13 protein-coding genes are annotated in these 18,515 nt (G+C 56.3%); 6 read left to right on the forward strand and 7 right to left on the reverse strand.

All coding sequences use genetic code 11. The features are described 5' to 3' along the window. Positions 1-199: 199 nt before the first annotated feature. On the reverse strand, positions 200-2,455 hold the full coding sequence (locus tag Q1Y74_RS00595; RefSeq protein WP_300811752.1) for a DUF5686 family protein: 2,256 nt from the start codon (positions 2,453-2,455) through the stop codon (positions 200-202). Positions 2,456-2,546: 91 nt separating this feature from the next. On the opposite strand from Q1Y74_RS00595, the gene Q1Y74_RS00600 reads away from it, so the two are divergent. Both Q1Y74_RS00600 and Q1Y74_RS00605 read left to right on the forward strand, forming a co-directional pair. Further along, a complete protein-coding gene (locus tag Q1Y74_RS00600) occupies positions 2,547-4,736 on the forward strand; it encodes a glutamine synthetase III (protein ID WP_300811753.1) in 2,190 nt (729 codons plus the stop codon). A gap of 276 nt (positions 4,737-5,012) precedes the next feature. Further along, on the forward strand, positions 5,013-5,714 hold the full coding sequence (locus Q1Y74_RS00605) for a Crp/Fnr family transcriptional regulator (RefSeq protein ID WP_300811754.1): 702 nt from the start codon (positions 5,013-5,015) through the stop codon (positions 5,712-5,714). A gap of 97 nt (positions 5,715-5,811) precedes the next feature. On the opposite strand, the gene trxB is transcribed toward Q1Y74_RS00605, so the two are convergent. The 6 genes from trxB to Q1Y74_RS00635 form a co-directional block, all read right to left on the reverse strand. Then, positions 5,812-6,750 carry a thioredoxin-disulfide reductase gene (gene trxB / locus Q1Y74_RS00610; RefSeq protein WP_300811755.1) on the reverse strand — a complete coding sequence of 313 codons (939 nt, stop codon included), beginning with the start codon at positions 6,748-6,750 and terminating at the stop codon, positions 5,812-5,814. Between the two features lie 42 nt (positions 6,751-6,792). Further along, positions 6,793-7,425: a LolA-like putative outer membrane lipoprotein chaperone gene (locus Q1Y74_RS00615; RefSeq protein WP_300811756.1), complete on the reverse strand. Its 633-nt coding sequence runs from the start codon at positions 7,423-7,425 to the stop codon at positions 6,793-6,795. Positions 7,426-7,442: 17 nt separating this feature from the next. Next, positions 7,443-9,935 (reverse strand): DNA translocase FtsK, encoded by a 2,493-nt coding sequence (locus tag Q1Y74_RS00620; RefSeq protein ID WP_300811757.1) that lies wholly within the window; start codon positions 9,933-9,935, stop codon positions 7,443-7,445. A gap of 70 nt (positions 9,936-10,005) precedes the next feature. After that, positions 10,006-10,500, reverse strand: coding sequence for an NAD(P)H-dependent oxidoreductase subunit E (locus Q1Y74_RS00625; RefSeq protein ID WP_300811758.1), 495 nt, complete (start codon positions 10,498-10,500; stop codon positions 10,006-10,008). A 74-nt stretch (positions 10,501-10,574) separates the two neighbouring features. Then, a complete protein-coding gene (locus Q1Y74_RS00630) occupies positions 10,575-12,341 on the reverse strand; it encodes an NADH-dependent [FeFe] hydrogenase, group A6 (protein ID WP_300811759.1) in 1,767 nt (588 codons plus the stop codon). Between the two features lie 19 nt (positions 12,342-12,360). Beyond that, complete coding sequence (locus Q1Y74_RS00635) at positions 12,361-14,268, reverse strand: NADH-quinone oxidoreductase subunit NuoF (protein WP_300811760.1); 1,908 nt, start codon at positions 14,266-14,268, stop codon at positions 12,361-12,363. A gap of 321 nt (positions 14,269-14,589) precedes the next feature. Here Q1Y74_RS00635 and uraH point away from each other — a divergent pair, with 321 nt between their 5' ends. The 4 genes from uraH to Q1Y74_RS00655 all read left to right on the forward strand — a co-directional run bounded on the left by uraH (position 14,590) and on the right by Q1Y74_RS00655 (position 17,632). Then, positions 14,590-15,003 carry a hydroxyisourate hydrolase gene (gene uraH, locus Q1Y74_RS00640; RefSeq protein ID WP_300811761.1) on the forward strand — a complete coding sequence of 138 codons (414 nt, stop codon included), beginning with the start codon at positions 14,590-14,592 and terminating at the stop codon, positions 15,001-15,003. A 161-nt stretch (positions 15,004-15,164) separates the two neighbouring features. After that, complete coding sequence (locus Q1Y74_RS00645; protein ID WP_300811762.1) at positions 15,165-15,734, forward strand: DUF5063 domain-containing protein; 570 nt, start codon at positions 15,165-15,167, stop codon at positions 15,732-15,734. 10 nt (positions 15,735-15,744) lie between these two features. Then, positions 15,745-16,386: a 3'-5' exonuclease gene (locus Q1Y74_RS00650; RefSeq protein ID WP_300811763.1), complete on the forward strand. Its 642-nt coding sequence runs from the start codon at positions 15,745-15,747 to the stop codon at positions 16,384-16,386. 64 nt (positions 16,387-16,450) lie between these two features. Further along, positions 16,451-17,632 (forward strand): class I SAM-dependent rRNA methyltransferase, encoded by a 1,182-nt coding sequence (locus Q1Y74_RS00655; protein ID WP_300811764.1) that lies wholly within the window; start codon positions 16,451-16,453, stop codon positions 17,630-17,632. Positions 17,633-18,515: the final 883 nt, after the last annotated feature.

The raw sequence follows: 18,515 nt of genomic DNA on the forward strand, positions 1-18,515 counted from the left end.
TCGTATACAGAGGTACCCTCAGTCCTATACTTAGGGTGCCTCAGTCGTATTGTGAGGGGGTCTCAGTCAAGGACTTTTCCGACGGCTTCATAGCACGTTCATTATCAGGAGGTTGCAAACCGGCAGGAAGAGACAAGGCCGATAAGAATAATCTTTACACAACAAGGCCGCCGCCAACAGGTGCGGTCCCGGCCGGCACTCAGCGGTTGAACAGTTCAAAGGTGAACTTCACGCCCACTTCCTGATACTGCCAGTTGGCAAAGCTGGCAAAGACGCCGAAGTCGAACACGTGGGTGCCGATGCCGTAGCCCACCTCCAGATAAGGATTCAAGTGGGGCACGAAGAGGGTGTTCAGGTAGAGGCGCTCGTTGAGCACGTATTGAGTGTACTTCTTCAGGTGGTGGAGCAGCAGGAAGGGCGACTCATAGACCACATGAGTGCGGAAGTACTTCCGCGAGGAGTTGTACCAGCGTCCGTCCAACAGCTGGAACACGCCGCCTATATCGTCCGCCCAGCCCGTGGGGAGATTGGAGCGCCGCAGGTTGGCAAAGTCCACGAAGTAGAGTTCCTCCTGGTTGGTGAAGGCTCCCCACCCCACCCGATAGTAGATGTCGCGCATCAGTCCCAGGGAGATGTGGTGCTGGAAGTCCAACTCAATCCGCTCATAGTTTCCCGAGTTTTCAAAGATTCCGCCGATGCCCCGCTCCCAGTCTACGGACACGGTGGGATAGTTGGAATATAGATTGATTTTACGGTCGCCGTTCATGTAGTAATACTGGCCCGGCGTCCACGTCAGCCTCACGCCCGGCGCAAAGCTGGTGTACGTGTGGCGGAAGTGATTGAGCAGTTCGCGGTCAAAGTTGGGGAACAGCTGAGGCGGTCCTTCCTCCGAGCGGGTGACGGGAGGGCTGTCCGGGAAGAGGAGGACGAACTTGGACTTCTCGGCCTCGGTACGCCGGTGCATGGACAGGCTGACGTCCAGCGTCAACCCGTTGACAATCTCCCAGCTGTGGCGCAGGATGAAGTAGAGGTCCTTGAAATAGTCCAGATGAATCTGGTTGAAGTCGAAGAGGCTATCGGGGATGTTCTTCAGGTCGTCCAGCACGTCACTGCTGTAGATGCGGTTGCCGTTACCGAACTCCACATGCAGGGCCGCCCGCTTGCGGGGCCAATAGTCAAAGTCGGTATTGACACGCCAGTAGAACTCATTGCGCGTGAAGTTGTAACCGATGCGCGGCACAATGCGCAACAGGCGGTCGTGGGAGAAGAGGCGGTTGTACTTGAACTCCTGCCGGTAGGAAAGGCCGTTGGAGCCGCTGTAACTCAGCAGGAGCGGATTGATGAGCGGAGAACAGCGCACGCTGCCCAGCTTGTTGAGGTCGACGGTGTAATTGCTGATGAGGGCATCGCCAATCTCGCCCCAGAACTCCAGCGTCTTGTTGACCGGTTTCTTCTTCTTCACCTTCGCGGTATCCAGCTGCAGGAAGTAGTCCTCGTAGAGCGTCTCCTCGTGTTGGGTGAGCGGAATGGGGCGCACGGTCTTGAAGTAGGCCGTGTCGCGCAGATAGGCATTGGTATCGGTACTCAGGGTGTAGGACTTCGTGAGGTCATAGTCTTTCTTCTTTTTCTTTTCAAACAGCCTCTCGGTGTCCTTCTGCCGGATACCCTCATAGTCGAGCACAGCCACATAACTGCCCTCCACCACATTGCCCAAGAGGCGGAACGTGCCTTCCACGTTGTAGTGGACGGGCAGGAACTCGTCGTCCTCGCCTACCCCGCCCAGTTTCACCAGATTGTTGAAACGGAACATTTCCGAACGGCCCGAAAAGCGCATCTCGCGGATGCTCCACACCTGGTCGCTGACCACCATGTACCCCTCTACCAGCTGGTAGCTCTTGTTCTTGGGCACAAAGCGCACCTTGTATTGCCGGTCGTGGGGCTGGCCCATCACCGAGTCCAGATAATAGGCATAATACTTCTTGGCGTTGGGAGCCAGGGGCGAAAGCAGCTTGTCATAAAGCAGCGTGGGGGCATAGACATTGATGTGGAAGTACTCCAGCAGGCGGCCGTCGCCCTCCCAGAACTCGGAAGCCGTGCCCACACTGGCCTTCACCTTCTGGTCGTAGATGTCAGGAGCCGTGAAATGGAGGTCGCTGTATGTCTCCATCATGTATTCGTTCACACCTTTCCGCAGGCGGAACATGGTGGGGATGAAACGTATCAGCCGGTTCTTCTTGCGGATGTTGACCTGACCTTTGATGTACAGCCCTGCATGGTATTCGTCGATAATGCCTTCGTAGAAAGGGGCAAAAAAGATGACTTTGTCCATGATGGAGTCGGCCGTATGGGCAGTCTCTTTCCGACGGTCGGGCACAAGTTCCTCCTTTGCCTCCAGCCTACCCAGGAACAAGAAGCACAGCCCTATCCATATATACAGTAAACGTTCCAACCGCAATTTCTCTTTTCAATAGACCGCGGCAAATATAGAAAAAATAGAAAAAAAGGTGTACTTTTGCAGCCAACAATCAACAAAAGAGAAGACAAATATGTCAAAAATGAGATTTTTTGCTTTACAGGAGCTGGCCAACCGCCGCCCTCTGGAGGTCAATATTCCCTCAAACAAGCTGTCCGACTACTACGGCAGCCACGTTTTCGACCGCAAGAAGATGCAGGAATATCTGCCCCGCGAAGCCTACAAGGCTGTGGTGGACGCCATCGAGAAGGGCACCCCCATCAGCCGCGAAATGGCCGACCTGATAGCCAACGGCATGAAGAGCTGGGCCAAGTCGCTGAACGTCACCCACTACACCCACTGGTTCCAGCCACTGACGGACGGTACGGCCGAGAAACACGACGGATTCATCGAATTCGGCGAGAACGGCGAAGTCATTGAACGCTTCTCCGGCAAGCTGCTCATCCAGCAGGAACCCGACGCATCATCCTTCCCCAACGGCGGAATCCGCAACACATTCGAGGCACGCGGATATACCGCCTGGGACGTGTCTTCCCCCGCCTTCGTGGTAGACACCACCCTCTGTATTCCCACCATCTTCATTTCCTATACCGGAGAGGCACTGGACTACAAGACTCCGTTGCTCAAGGCACTGGCTGCGGTGGACAAGGCAGCTACCGAGGTCTGCCAGCTGTTTGACAAGAACATCTCACGCGTATTCACCAACCTGGGTTGGGAGCAGGAGTACTTCCTGGTAGACCTGGCCCTCTACAACGCACGTCCCGACCTCTGCCTGACGGGCCGCACCCTGATGGGACACTCATCCGCCAAAGACCAGCAGCTGGAAGACCACTATTTCGGTTCCATCCCGCCGCGCGTCACGGCGTTCATGAAGGAACTGGAAGTGGAATGCCACAAACTGGGCATCCCCGTCAAGACCCGCCACAACGAGGTGGCTCCCAACCAGTTTGAACTGGCCCCCATCTTCGAGAACGCCAACCTGGCCAATGACCACAACCAGCTGGTGATGGACCTGATGAAGCGCATTGCCCGCAAGCATAACTTCGCCGTACTGCTCCACGAGAAGCCTTACAGCGGCGTGAACGGCAGCGGCAAGCACAACAACTGGTCACTCTGCACCGACACGGGCATCAACCTCTTTGCTCCCGGCAAGAACCCCAAAGGCAACATGCTCTTCCTCACCTTCCTGGTCAATGTGCTGATGATGGTCTACAAGAACCAGGACCTGCTGCGCGCTTCCATCATGAGTGCCGGCAACAGCCACCGTCTGGGCGCCAACGAGGCACCGCCCGCCATCCTCTCCATCTTCCTGGGCAAGCAGCTTTCGGCCATTCTCGACGAAATCACCCGCCAGGTAAGCAGTAGCAAGATGACGGCCGAGGAAAAGACCACGCTGAAACTGGGCATCGGGCGTATCCCCGAAATCCTGCTGGACACGACCGACCGCAACCGCACGTCGCCCTTCGCCTTCACCGGCAACCGCTTCGAGTTCCGCGCAGCAGGCTCCTCTGCCAACTGTGCCGCCGCCATGATAGCCATCAACGCTGCCATGGCCAACCAGCTCAACGAGTTCAAAGCCTCCATCGACAAGGCCATGGAAGAAGGACTCAGCAAGGACGAAGCCATCTTCCAGGTGCTGAAAGAGACCATTGTGGCATCAGAGCCGGTACGCTTTGAGGGAGACGGCTACTCGGAAGAGTGGAAACAGGAAGCCGCACGCCGCGGACTCACCAACATCTGCCACGTACCCCAGGCACTGATGCACTACATGGACAACCAGTCGCGAGCCGTACTCATCGGCGAACACATCTTCAACGAGACAGAACTGGCCTGCCGCCTGGAGGTGGAACTGGAGAAATACACCATGAAGGTGCAGATAGAAAGCCGTGTATTGGGCGACCTGGCCATCAACCACATTGTCCCCACAGCCGTGGCATACCAGAACCGCCTGCTGGAGAACCTGCGCGGGCTACGGGAAACGTTCTCGCCCGAGGAGTATGACGAACTCAGCGCCGACCGTAAGGAACTGATCCGCGAAATCTCCAAACGTGTCACCGCCATCAAGATGCAGGTACGCCAGATGACCGAAGCCCGCAAGGTGGCCAACCACATGCCCCACTACAAAGACAGAGCTTTTGCTTACGAAGAGACAGTACGCCCCTATCTGGAAAGCATCCGCCAGCACATCGACCACCTCGAAATGGAGATTGACGATGAAATCTGGCCGTTGCCCAAATACCGGGAACTGCTGTTCACCAAATAAGCGGAACTCCACTTGAACGCAAAGGACGCGACTCTGCCCGGCATTAGCAACCGCCTGCACAGATTCGCGTCCTTTCTGTATCTGCCGGCACCGGGCCATCGGTGTCTCATTCAGCCGCATTGTGGCACCCGCCTGCCGTTATCGGCGGCAAAGCTACCGGTTTCAGACTCCAAAATCATCCTTTTATCCCGGAAGTTGCACATTTTTGCAACAAATGCGTAATAATTCATTTTTTCTTTTTACATTTGTGCTATATAACACAGTTATGCAGCACTCATGGTAAAAGTAAACTTGTCAGACATCAATGTACCGGAGCTGATCGCCGATATGTGGAGACCTCTCAGTGAAGAGCAACGGGAGTTCCTCGCCGAGCACTTTACACTTCAGAATTACAAGAAAAATGAAGTAATTCATTGTGAAGGTGAGACACCTACCCACCTCATGTGCCTGTTGAGCGGGAAGGTAAAAATCTACAAGGACGGCGTAGGAGGCAGAAGCCAGATTATCCGCATGGTAAAGCCTGTGGAGTATTTCGGCTATCGGGCTTACTTTGCCAAGGAGGACTACGTGACTGCCGCTGCGGCTTTCGAGCCGTCCCTGATTTGCCAGATTCCCATGAGTGCCATCATGACCCTGGTCGCACAGAACAACGACCTGGCCATGTTCTTCATCCGGCAGCTTTCCATCGACTTGGGCATTGCCGATGAGCGTACTGTCAACCTGACCCAAAAGCACATCCGTGGACGCCTGGCCGAGTCGCTGCTGTTCCTGAAAGAGAGTTACGGACTGGAAGAAGACGGCTCCACCCTCAGCATCTATCTTTCGCGCGAGGACCTGGCAAACCTTTCCAACATGACCACCTCCAACGCTATCCGTACACTGTCGCAGTTTGCCTCCGAAAGACTGATTACCATCGACGGCCGTAAAATCAAGATTATAGACGAAGAAAAGCTGAAGAAAATCAGCAAAATAGGATAAAAGTAAAAGATTAACGACAAATGGTGAATGGCTGATGATATATATCCCAATGGGACATCAGCCATTCACCATTTTCATTTGTCACGTTCCCTTCCTACTACCCGTTCAGCAGGTATCTTTCTGCCTCGATGGCAGCCTTGCATCCACTGGCAGCGGCGGTAATGGCCTGGCGGTAATGGGGGTCGGCCACATCACCGGCAGCAAATACGCCCGGCACCTTGGTGCGCGGAGTGCCCGGTTCGGTCAGGATATAGCCCACCTCGTCCGTGTCCAGATAAGGCTTGAAGATGCCGGAGTTGGGTTCGTGACCGATGGCCAGGAAGAAGCCGTCTATGGGCAGGTCGTAACGTTCCTCGTCAGGCTGTCCCATGCGTTTCACCAGATGTACGCCTTCCACCCCGCCTTCGCCATACAGGCCTACGGCATTGTGCTCGAACAGCACCTCTATCTTCTCGTTGCCCATCACACGTTCCTGCATGATTTTGGAAGCACGCAGGAAAGGCTTGCGGACGATGAGGTAAACCTTGGAAGCCAGTCCGGCCAGATAAGAAGCCTCCTCACAGGCTGTATCTCCGCCTCCTACTACGGCCACCACCTTCTTGCGGTAGAAGAACCCGTCGCACGTGGCACAGGCGCTGACACCGATGCCGGCATATTTCTTCTCGTCCTCCAATCCCAGATACTTGGCGGCAGCTCCGGTGGCAATGATAATGGTATCTGCCTCAATCACCTTTTCGTCGTCAATCGTCACCCGGTAGGGCTTTTGGCTAAGGTCGGCGGCAGTAGCCACTCCATAGCGCAGGTCGGTACCGAAACGTTCGGCCTGCTTGCGCAAATCCTCCATCAGTTGCGGACCGCTGATGCCTTCGGGATAACCCGGAAAGTTTTCCACATCGGTCGTAGTGGTCAGCTGTCCGCCCGGTTGCAGTCCTTCGTACAACACCGGCGAAAGGTTGGCACGACTCGCATAGATTGCCGCTGTATATCCGGCAGGGCCCGATCCGATAATCAGGCATTTCACTCTTTCTGTATCCATATCTTTCACTTTTAAATTTTAAATTTCATTCTTCACATTGCATCACCTCAAATCAATCACCTCTGCACCCGGATATTCCTTGGGGTCGAAAGTAAAGAAGCGGTCGGGGTAGGACTGACCGGTTTCGTAAGACGTGACCGAAACAACCGCCACGTCCTTCCCACCCCGCTGGGCCATACTGATTCTCAAGGGACGGAACGTATTTTTCTGCACATAGAGGATAATGCACTGCAATTCCTGCTTCGGGTCGGTAGAAGTCAGAATGACCTCGTAAGCATTCAGCTTCTGCCCGGTGGCCGTATTGCCCGTCTTCAGGCTATAGCCTTGTCTGTACGAATACAGCAGGGCGTAGGGATTCAGGCTTTGCAGTTCATCGGGGGTAGGCTCCGATACATTCACTTCCTCACTGGAAGTGAGATAACTCCACTGGGTATGTCCGTCGAACCAAGTCTTGACACCTTCGGTCTCCAGCACGAACTTGTCACCCTTCAGGAAAATGGTGCCCGAGGCCGTGTTTCCCTGTGACTGCACCGTAAACGTGGCTTTGATGCCTCCGGCCTTCTCGAAGTTGCCGGCCGTACGGTCCAGAATCTGGCGGGCATCCGGCTGCTGCGCCCACACCTGAAGAGCGAGGCACAACATCCCGATTAATCCTAATATACCTTTAATTCTCATATTTTTCAAACATTCGGTCATTGCAAATTGTTCAGTCGCATTTCCAGGTCGTTCTCATCGATACAGAATACCTCACGTGGCTTACTGCCCTGTGCAGGGCCTACGATGCCGGCCTTCTCCAACTGGTCCATCAGCCGTCCGGCCCGGTTGTAACCGATGGCAAACTTACGCTGGATGAGCGAGGTGGAGCCTTGCTGGTGGACAACTATCAATCGGGCGGCATCCTCAAAGAGCGGGTCAAGACGGCCCATGTCCACATCGCCCAAATCTCCGCCCGCACTTTCATCCACATACTCGGGGAGGTAGAAAGCAGTGGGATAGCCTTGCTGACGGGCAATGTATTTCGTAATCTCGGCCACCTCGGGCGTGTCGATGAAAGCGCACTGCACGCGTACCGGGTCTGCCCCTTGCAGAAACAGCATGTCGCCGCGGCCTATCAGCTGGTTGGCCCCCGGACGGTCGAGGATGGTGCGGGAGTCTACCATGGCCGACACGCGGAAGGCGATACGGGCGGGGAAGTTGGCCTTGATGGTACCCGTGATGATGTTCGTCGTGGGTCGCTGTGTGGCTATAATCATGTGGATACCTACCGCACGGGCCAATTGGGCAATACGGGCAATGGGCAGTTCCACATCCTTGCCCGCCGTCATAATCAGGTCGCCGAACTCATCAATCACCACCACGATGTAGGGCATGTAGCGGTGTCCCTTTTCGGGATTGAGGCGGCGGTTGATGAACTTCTCGTTATATTCCTTCACGTTGCGCACATGGGCCAGCTTCAGCAAGTCGTAGCGCGTATCCATCTCCACACAAAGGGAGTTCAGTGTCTGCACCACCTTGGTTACGTCGGTGATGATGGCATCCCCGCCGTCGGGCAGTTTGGCCAGGAAGTGGTGTTCAATGACCGAATAGATGCTGAATTCCACCTTCTTGGGGTCAACCAGCACAAACTTCAGTTCGGCCGGATGTTTCTTATATAATAAGGAGGTAATGATGGCGTTCAGTCCCACCGATTTTCCCTGTCCCGTAGCACCGGCCACCAGCACGTGGGGCATCTTGGCCAGGTCCACCATGAACACCTCGTTGGTGATGGTCTTTCCCAGGGCAATGGGCAACTCGTAGGTAGACTCCTGGAATTTCTTGCTGCCGATGATGCTCTGCCCCGACACGATTTTCGGATTGGAGTTGGGCACCTCGATACCAATGGTACCCTTGCCGGGAATGGGGGCAATGATGCGGATGCCCAAGGCCGAAAGGCTGAGGGCAATATCGTCCTCCAGACCGCGTATCTTCGAAATGCGCACGCCCTGTTCCGGTGTAATCTCGTACAGGGTTACCGTCGGTCCCACGGTGGCCTTGATGGAGTTGATTTCGATGCCGAAGCTGCGCAGGGTGTTCACAATCTTGTCCTTGTTGGCATTCTGCTCTTCCATGTCGATGGTAGGCCCGTTGTCGTCGTAATGCTTCATCAGGTCGAGCGTGGGGAAGTGGTAGTTCTCCAGATCCAGCCGCGGGTTGTAGGGCTCTGTCTCCTTGCCCTGATAGTCCTCTTCCTCCTCGGCAGCCGCTACCTCAAACCCCGGTTCGCGGTGGCTTTTTTCCTCGGTTTCGGCCGTTGCGGGCTCCGGTTCGGGAGTTTCGATGGTCATGGTCACCTCAGAGGCCGATGTGCGACGTTCAGCCGACGTTTCGTTATTCAGTTCCAGCGTTATCGGCTGTTCATCGTCCTTATCGTCAGGAGCCGTCTCGGGCTGCGGTTCGTCTTCAGTTTTTTCAACCTTGTCTGCTACAGGTTTCTTCTTTTCAGGCTTGCGTCCCTTCACTGTCCACGAATCCCTGAATTCCTCGGGCACGGTCCCCTCGGCACTCTCCTTCTTTTCCTTCCGCCTCAGGAAGTTCAGCGCAAACAGTCCGCGCAGCCACACGACCGTGCGCGCACTCACGTAGATGAGGAAGCAGACCGCCGTGACAAACAGCAGCATCCATACACCCGGAACCCCTATCTGCGACACCAGCCAGTTGCTGACGTTATAGCCGTGCATACCGCCCAGGTAGAGGAACGAGTCCTTGTACTGGTCCATAAAGGCAAAGCCGAAGAACACGGAAAACCATATCATCAGCAGCGAACAGCCTATGAACCACCGCCACAACCTCACCGTGCGCACCTTCATCAGCTTCAGTCCGGCCATGGTGAGAAACACCAGGATGAAGAACGAAGACACGCCGAAGCAGTCGTTTATCAGGTAACTGGCCAGCTGCGCTCCACGCGAGCCGGCATAGTTCTTCACGCCGTTGTCGGTCGAAGCCAGTTGCTGTTCGCCTCCGTCTATGATGCTCTGGTCGGCGGCGCCGGTAACAAAGAACGACGAAAAGGCCAGCAAAAGGTAGACGGAAAAAATGACCAAAATCAAACCGATGACGAAACGGATGGTCTCACTCTTGAAAACGGCCTTCATCTTCTGAAAGAACGACGGAGATGCCGGTTTATCTTTGGGAGTCTCTTTTTTCATTGCAAAAATACTTTCTTGTTTGGCTTGCAAAATTAAGAAAAACTCCGTTAGCAAACCAAATGACAGTGATTTAATTTGCACCACCCTCCAGCTCTTCGATAATCCGTTTCACGTCCACCGGCTGCAGGCGTCCGTACACCTTCTCGCCTATCAGCACCACAGGCGCCAGCCCGCAGGCCCCCACACAGCGCAGGCAGTCGAGCGAGAACTTGCCGTCGGGGGTGGTCTCGCCCACCTCGATACCCAGCACGCGCTTGAACTCCTCAAGCAGCCGCTCCGAGCCGCGCACGTAGCAGGCGGTGCCCATGCAGACCGAAATGGGGTAGCGTCCCTTGGGCGTCATGGTAAAGAAAGTATAGAAGGTGACCACGCCGTAGACCCTGGACACCGGGATGTCCAGCCGGCGGGCTATGATGCGCTGCATTTCCTCGGGCAGATAGCCCAGCAGGTGCTGCGCCTCGTGCAGGATGTTTATCAGTTCGCCCGGCCGGTCGCCGTGGCGCCGGCAGATGTCCTCCACCTGCTCCGCCACATCGCAAGCTAATCTATTGTTGTTGTCAGACATAATCTCTCGGTTTAATGGTTATGATGCCGGCAGGCGTCCGCCCGGAGGAGTCCCGGCGGATGCCTGTCCGACGCTTATTCTATCGACTTGTTGAAATAGTGCGTATGCAGCAGCCGTTCCGCCTTCTCGCCCAGGGGTTTGCCCAGATACTCCTCGTAGAGGGTGCGGATGTAGGGATTGGCGTGCGACTTGCGCAGGGGCTTGGTGGCATCCTCGCGATACAGTGCATTGGCACGGGCATAGAGCACGTCGGAGTGGCCGTGATGGAGCGGCTGTCCGCCGCCGCCGATGCAGCCGCCGGGGCAAGCCATGATTTCAATGACATGATACTCGTTGCGCCCGTTGCGCACGTCGTTCAGCAGATGACGGGCGTTGCCCAAGCCGTGGGCAATGCCCACTTTCAGCTCGAAGCCGTTCAGGTCGATGGCGGCCCGGCGCACGCCTGCCAGCCCCCTCACCTGCTCGAAGTTGACGTTGGACAACGGCTTGCCCGTATAGATTTCGTACACCGAACGCAGGGCCGCCTCCATCACGCCGCCCGTGGCGCCAAAGATGACGCCCGCCCCGGTAGAGGCCCCCAGGGGCATGTCGAACTCGGCGTCGGGCAGAAGGGTGAAGCCGATGTTGGCCTGCTTGATGAGCCGTGCCAGCTCGCGCGTGGTGATGGAGTAGTCCACGTCGGGGCTGCCGTCGGTCTTGAACTCCTCGCGGTCGCACTCGTACTTCTTGGCCAGGCAGGGCATGATGGAGACCACCACCAGCCGCGAGCGCGGAATGCCCATCTTCTCGGCCCAGTAGGTCTTGGCTATGGAGCCGAACATCTGCTGGGGCGAACGGGCCGTAGAGGGGATGTCCAGCAGGTCGGGGAACTGATGCTCGAAGAAGTTGACCCAGGCGGGACAGCACGATGTGAGGATGGGGAGGCGCACCGAGCGGTCGCCGTCCAGGTAGCGGGTCAGGCGGTTCAGAATCTCAGCCCCCTCTTCCATCACGGTGAGGTCGGCCGCAAAGTCGGTGTCGAACACGTAGTCAAAGCCCAGCTCGCGCAGGGCGTAGACCATCTTGCCCGTGACCAGCGTGCCCGCGGGCAGACCGAACTCCTCGCCCAGGGCGGCACGCACGGCGGGCGCCGTCTGCACCACCACGACCTTGTCCGGGTTGGACAGGTCGTCCAGCAGGCGGTTGGTGTGGTCGCGCTCGGTCAGGGCGCCCACGGGACAGACGGCCACGCACTGGCCGCAGTAGGTACACTCGCTGTCGGTCATCATCTTGTCGAAGGCGGGGGCGATGGTGGTGTTGAAACCGCGCCGGATGGCACCCAGCGCACCCACGGTCTGTACATCGTTGCAGACGCTCTCGCAACGGCGGCAGAAGATGCACTTGTCCATGTTGCGCACAATGGACGAGGTGACCTCACGCTTGCGGGGCGACAGCTCGCCGCCGTTGAAGGGCATTTCGCGGATGTTGAAGCGCAAGGCCAGATTCTGCAACTCGCAGTTGCCCGACTTGGGACAGGTGAGGCAGTCGTTGGGATGGTCGGAGAGAATCAGCTCGGCCACCACACGGCGGGCGTTCATCACCCGCAGCGTGCTGGTGCGCACCACCATGCCGTCCGTGCAGCGGGTGGCGCAGGCGGGGGCCAGATTCCTCCGCCCCGCCACCTCGACCACGCAGATGCGGCACGAGGCGGGGTTGTTCTTCACGCAGGTGCCCTTCAGGTCGATGTGGCACAGGGTAGGTATGTCGATGCCAATCTTTCGGGCAGCCTCCAGGATGGTGGTCCCGGCCGGCACCGTGATGTAGTGGCGGTCTATCTGTAAGGTAATCTGTCTTTCGTCCATAATGCTTGCGTATTAGAAGTCAACTGACGGTAATGGCCTTGAACTTGCACCGCGCCATGCACATGCCGCACTTGATGCACTTGCCGGGGTCTATCACGTGAGGCTTGCGCACGTCGCCCATGATGGCGTCCGCCGGGCAATGCTTGAAGCACAGGTGGCAACCCACACAGAGCGTGGGGTTGATGACATAAGTGAGCAACGCCTTGCACTGCCGGGCACGGCACACCTTGTCGCGGACGTGCTCCAGGTATTCGTCGTAGAAGTTGTCCAGCGTGGAGAGTACGGGGTTGGGCGACGTCTGGCCCAGCCCGCAGAGGGCGGTGTCCTTGATGACCCTGCCCAGGGTGGAGAGCTTCTCCAGGTCCTGCTCCGTCCCCTTGCCGGAGGTAATCTTGTTGAGCAGCTCCAGCAAGCGCTTGTTGCCGATGCGGCAGGGAGTACACTTGCCGCACGACTCCTCGACGGTGAAGTCCAGGTAGAAGCGGGCGACAGACACCATACAGTCGTCCTCGTCCATCACAATCATGCCGCCGGACCCCATCATGGAGCCCGCCGCCAGCAGGTTGTCGAAGTCGATGGGCGTGTCCAGGTGCTTCTCCGTCAGGCATCCGCCCGAGGGGCCTCCCGTCTGCACGGCCTTGAACTTCTTCCCGCCCTTGATTCCGCCGCCAATCTCGTAGATGACCTCGCGGAGGGTAGTGCCCATGGGCACCTCTATCAGCCCCACATTGTTTATCTTTCCCGCCAGGGCAAACACCTTCGTCCCCTTGGAGCGCTCCGTCCCGATGGAGGCGAACCACTCGGCCCCCCGGGTGAGGATGACGGGGATGTTGGCCAGCGTCTCCACATTGTTCACGTTGGTGGGCTTGCCCCGGTAGCCGCTCTCGGCCGGGAAGGGCGGCTTCAGCGTGGGTTCGCCGCGCTTGCCCTCCATGGAGTGAATGAGCGCCGTCTCCTCGCCGCAGACAAAAGCGCCCGCACCGTAGCGTATCTCGATGTCGAAACTGAAGTCCGTGCCCAGTATCCGCGTGCCCAGCAGGCCGTAGTCCCTCGCCTGCCCGATGGCGGTCTTCAGGCGGTGGATGGCCAGGGGATATTCCGCCCGGATGTAGACCAGCCCCCTGCCGGAGCCGATGGCATAGCCGCAGATGGCCATGGCCTCCACCACCGAGTGCGGGTCGCCCTCCATGATGCTGCGGTCCATGAAGGCGCCGGGGTCGCCCTCGTCGGCGTTGCACACCACATACTTCACGTCGGCCTGCCGGCTGGCAGCGAACTCCCACTTCAGGCCCGTGGGGAATCCTCCCCCGCCCCGTCCGCGCAGGCCCGAGCGCTTGATGACGTCCACCACGTCGGCGGGCTGCTTGTGGAGCAGGCAGTCCGCCAGGGCCAGATAGCCGTGGCGGGCAATGTACTCCTCGATGTTCTCGGGGTCGATGAATCCGCAGTTGCGCAGGGCAATGCGCTTTTGCTTGCGGTAGAAGTCCATGTGCTTGGAGTCGCTCACCGTGCGCCCGTCCTTGGGGTCGACATAGAGCAGACGCTCCACCTTGCGGCCGCCCACAATGTGCTCTGTCACGATTTCCTCCGCATCTTCGGGAGCCACCTGCGTGTAGAACGTGTTGTCGGGAATCACCTTGACGATGGGCCCCTTCTCGCAGAAGCCGAAGCAGCCCACGGTGATGACCTCCACGCGGTCGTCCGCGCCTTTCGCGGCCAGTGCCGCCTTCAGACGGTCGGCAATGAGGCGGCTCGACGAGGCTTTGCATCCGGTTCCCCCGCAAACCAGAATCTGCAGATGCTCCGCGCCTCCGGCCAGCCCGCAGCATGGCGCCTCCACGCTGCGGTTGCTCTCCTCGCGCAGTAGCAGTGCCTGGCGGGCACGCTGTCTGATTGCTTGCAAATCTTGGGTAGTCTGTATCTTCATGTATATCAGATTTGGTCAAATACAAAGATAGCGATAAGTTTTCATTATCAAAATGAAAGCAACATAGATTTTGATTCCCCAAGTGCCATAATCCATTTCACCTGCCTGTTCGGGCATCAAACCTCCTTAACCGGCCTCCCGACCTCTTTTTATCGAAAAATATCAGGAAAAGCATTAATAAAACAGAAAAGAAGCATTGAAAATGCAGTCATATTTGTAATGAGTACAAACAACATTATCTTTGCTTCCTGAAGTTATTATTCACTCAGGTTTCACACTTACGGAACCCATGTTATTTATTTCACTAAAAACTATCCGACCATGAAAAAACGTTTCTTATTCTTCGTCGCAACAGCCCTCATCAGCGCCCTGACAGCATTCGGCCAGACAAAAGAGTACCAGCTTTCAAGCCACATTCTCGACATCAACCAGGGCAAGCCGGCAACCGGAGTCAAAATCACCTTGGAAAAGCAGGACAAAGACGACCACTGGACCGTTATCGATGAAAAGACGACCAACCCGGACGGCCGCGTGAAAGATTTCCTTGAACGAGACGGAAACGACCATAAAGGCATCTACCGGTTGACTTACCACGTTGCGCCCTATTTCGAAGCACAAAAGCAATCTACTTTCTACCCCTTCATCGAAGTGGTGTTTGAAATTAAAGACAACAACCATTACCACGTCCCCATCACCCTTTCGCCCTACGGATACTCCACCTATCGGGGCAGCTGACGCCTTACAATGCCCGAAAGGCAGCCGCACACTTCACGCCACATTCCCCATGCGACCTTCGTCAAGGAGCACATCCCCTATCTTTTTTTAGGAAGAAACAAACCTTTTTCCTATCTTTGCAAACCGAATATAAGCAGATTACGCTTAGACTCCCAAACAATATGAAGAAAGAAAGCCAAGTGATATTTGACCGAAACGTGGTGGAATTTGTGACCGTAGCCGCCGAGTTCTGCAAGTTTCTGGAGCAGGCCGAAGGAATGAAACGTCCGACTTTCGTGGACACATCCCTGAAGATACTCCCCCTACTCTACCTGAAGGCTGCCATGCTGCCGCCCTGCGAAGCGATGGGCGAAGAAGAGCCGGAAAACTATGTGACCGAAGAGGTTTACGAGATTGTCCGCATGAACCTGGCAGGCATACTGGGCGAGAAGGACGATTATCTGGACGTCTTTGTCTCGGACATGAAGTACAGCGACCAGCCCATCACGAAGTGCATCTCTGAAGACTTGGCCGACATCTACCAGGACATCAAGGACTTTGTCTTTGTCTTCCAGCTGGGGCTGAACGAAACCATGCACGACGCCCTGGCCCTCTGCCGCGAGAACTTCGCCCTCTACTGGGGACAGAAGCTCGTGAACACCCTGCGCGCCCTGCACGACGTGAAGTACGGACAGCCGGACGAGGACGAAGAGGACAGCGGAGCCCACCACGATGATGACCCCATTTTTTAATCCCAGAGCCATGGTAATCAGAAGAACAATAGATAAAGAAGAGCTGAAGGACATGCCCAAGGCCGCCTTTCCCGGACAGATACACGTGGTGCAGACACCCCAAGAGGCCGAAAGAGCCGTCGCCTATCTGAAAACCTGCCCCCTGCTGGGGATAGACAGCGAGACGCGCCCCTCGTTCAACCGGGGAGAGACGCACAAGGTGGCGCTGCTGCAGGTTTCGTCGGAAGAGCACTGCTTCCTGTTCCGCCTCAACCTGACGGGACTGACACTGCCCATCATCCTACTGCTGGAGAGCCCCAAGGTGACCAAGGTGGGCCTCTCGCTCAAAGACGACTTCATGATGCTGCACAAGCGCGCGCCCTTCGAGCAACGCGCGTGCATCGAGCTGCAGGAATTTGTCCGTCCCTTCGGCATCCAGGAGAAAAGCCTGCAAAAGATTTACGGCATCCTGTTCGGCGAGAAGATATCCAAAAGCCAGCGCCTCTCCAACTGGGAAGCGGGCGAACTGACCGAACCCCAAAAGCTGTATGCAGCCACAGATGCCTGGGCCTGCCTCAACATCTACAACAAACTGCAGGAGCTGAAGCAGACGGGCGACTTTGAAATTGAAACCGATACGGAAGAGGAAAGTAAGAACGAAAATAAAGAATAAGGGCAAGCGGAAGCATGAGCCGACGGGAACTGCCCTGTTTAACCCAATGGACAAACGGAATAAAATGTATAAAGTATATCTGAAACCCGGCAAGGAAGAGTCGCTGAAACGCTTCCACCCGTGGGTGTTCTCGGGCGCCATCGCCCGCCTGGAGGGCGAACCCGAGGAAGGCGAAGTAGTGGACATCTACACCTCACAGAAAGAATTCATAGCCAAGGGACATTGGCAGATAGGCAGCATTGCCGTGCGCGTGCTGAGCTTTGACGCAAACGAAGCCATCGACGCCGCCTTCTGGAAGCGCCGCCTGCAAACGGCCTACGACATGCGCCGCAGCATAGGCATTGCCGACCATCCCGACAACAACACCTACCGCCTGGTACACGGCGAGGGCGACAACCTGCCGGGGCTGGTGGTGGACATCTACGCACGCACCGCCGTGATGCAGGCCCACTCGGCCGGCATGCACCTGGAGCGCATGGTGATAGCAGACGCCTTGGCCGAGGTGATGGACGGACAGATAGACAACATCTACTACAAGTCGGAAACAACCCTCCCCTTCAAGGCCGACCTCTACCCCGAAAACGGATTCCTGAAGGGAGGCAGCCGGGACAACGTGGCCATGGAATACGGCTTGAAGTTCCACATAGACTGGCTGAAGGGACAGAAGACGGGCTTCTTCGTAGACCAGCGCGAAAACCGGGCCCTGCTGGAACGCTATGCCCGCGGACGCAGTGTGTTGAACATGTTCTGCTACACAGGAGGATTCTCTGTCTACGCCATGAGAGGCGGAGCCAAATTAGTGCATTCGGTGGACAGCTCGGCCAAGGCCATCGACCTGACCAACAAGAACATTGCCCTGAACTTTCCCGACGACACGCGCCACGCCGCCTATGCCGAAGACGCCTTCAAGTATCTGGAACGCATGGGCGACCAGTATGACCTCATCATTCTGGACCCGCCCGCCTTCGCCAAACACCGCGACGCCCTGCGCAACGCCCTGCAAGGCTACCGCAAACTGAACGTGAAGGCCTTCGAGAAAATCAAGCCGGGAGGCATCCTCTTCACATTCTCATGCTCGCAGGCGGTCAACAAAGAGCAGTTCCGGACAGCCGTATTCACCGCTGCCGCCATGTCGGGGCGCAATGTGCGCATCCTGCACCAGCTCACCCAACCGGCCGACCATCCCGTCAACATCTACCATCCCGAAGGGGAATACCTGAAAGGACTGGTACTCTACGTGGAGTAAAAGGCCGGGAAAACAGGCAAAACAGCTAAATAGTGTTAACAAACAGCATTTTCCCATCAATTTATTATGTTATATAACACAAAGACCCTTATCTTTGCACTGTGTTTTTCATGGTATTAGATTTAAGGTTAATAAAGATTGGGTGTCTGGGATAGATACCCTTCTTTTTTTTATGCCTATTTGTTCCCTCCCCCGAAAAAATCATTCGGCCAGTTTTCTGGCCATTTCCGAAAAACACTTGCAAAATGTCGCTCCAAATGAATTTCTGCTGACACAGGCTTTCTGCAAAAAGCGCAAAACAGAAGCCGGAAGAGCACTTTCAGGTTGTTTGGGTCGCCCACCGTGCAAGCTCCGTCCGTCCACCGTGCTTGCTTCGTCCGTGCAGATTGCTTGCTCGGAACACGCAGATTGCTTGCCGGAAGCCCGCAAAATGCTTGTGCGGAACGCACAAAAGCCTTGTTACGCCCTCCCGAAAAGGCAGCCGCCTCCTTCAAAATGGCTTTCGGAAGCTGCAAAGAGGGCGTTTTTCTACCTCGGGAGCCCTATTTTCCTCTCTTTCAAATGTAAGGATTTCGCTATCCGGCTGCCATGCAGGAGGTTACGGCAATCCGCGTCCGTTTTTCCGCACAAGCCGGGCGGAAGGCCGGAAAAAACGGATTCTCACGCATCAGGAAAGCCAAAGTGTCAAAATGTAAAATGAGGAAATCGTAAGCGGCACACCCAAGAAGGAGCACACTCCGGTTTGGGCTATCCGAAACAAGAAATCTGTTTCCGCGTTCTGCGCCCGGAAATGCCCCTGCACGGTTTTCGGGCAATTCTCATTTTCCTCCTAAAAAAGTGAAACGTTACTTGTTTTTCTCCTCGTGGTATCGTACATTTGCAT

It is taken from the genome of uncultured Bacteroides sp., from assembly GCF_949298305.1.
Lineage (GTDB): Bacteria > Bacteroidota > Bacteroidia > Bacteroidales > Bacteroidaceae > Bacteroides.

Bases quoted from the DNA above. Each gene is read 5' to 3' on its own strand.
- Q1Y74_RS00650 (WP_300811763.1), top strand. From the start codon at position 15,745: ATGGTAATCAGAAGAACAATAGATAAAGAAGAGCTGAAGGACATGCCC.
- uraH (WP_300811761.1), top strand. From the start codon at position 14,590: ATGAAAAAACGTTTCTTATTCTTCGTCGCAACAGCCCTCATCAGCGCC.
- Q1Y74_RS00600 (WP_300811753.1), top strand. From the start codon at position 2,547: ATGTCAAAAATGAGATTTTTTGCTTTACAGGAGCTGGCCAACCGCCGC.
- trxB (WP_300811755.1), bottom strand. From the start codon at position 6,750: ATGGATACAGAAAGAGTGAAATGCCTGATTATCGGATCGGGCCCTGCC.
- Q1Y74_RS00655 (WP_300811764.1), top strand. From the start codon at position 16,451: ATGTATAAAGTATATCTGAAACCCGGCAAGGAAGAGTCGCTGAAACGC.
- Q1Y74_RS00620 (WP_300811757.1), bottom strand. From the start codon at position 9,935: ATGAAAAAAGAGACTCCCAAAGATAAACCGGCATCTCCGTCGTTCTTT.
- Q1Y74_RS00630 (WP_300811759.1), bottom strand. From the start codon at position 12,341: ATGGACGAAAGACAGATTACCTTACAGATAGACCGCCACTACATCACG.
- Q1Y74_RS00635 (WP_300811760.1), bottom strand. From the start codon at position 14,268: ATGAAGATACAGACTACCCAAGATTTGCAAGCAATCAGACAGCGTGCC.
- Q1Y74_RS00625 (WP_300811758.1), bottom strand. From the start codon at position 10,500: ATGTCTGACAACAACAATAGATTAGCTTGCGATGTGGCGGAGCAGGTG.
- Q1Y74_RS00645 (WP_300811762.1), top strand. From the start codon at position 15,165: ATGAAGAAAGAAAGCCAAGTGATATTTGACCGAAACGTGGTGGAATTT.
- Q1Y74_RS00605 (WP_300811754.1), top strand. From the start codon at position 5,013: ATGGTAAAAGTAAACTTGTCAGACATCAATGTACCGGAGCTGATCGCC.
- Q1Y74_RS00615 (WP_300811756.1), bottom strand. From the start codon at position 7,425: ATGAGAATTAAAGGTATATTAGGATTAATCGGGATGTTGTGCCTCGCT.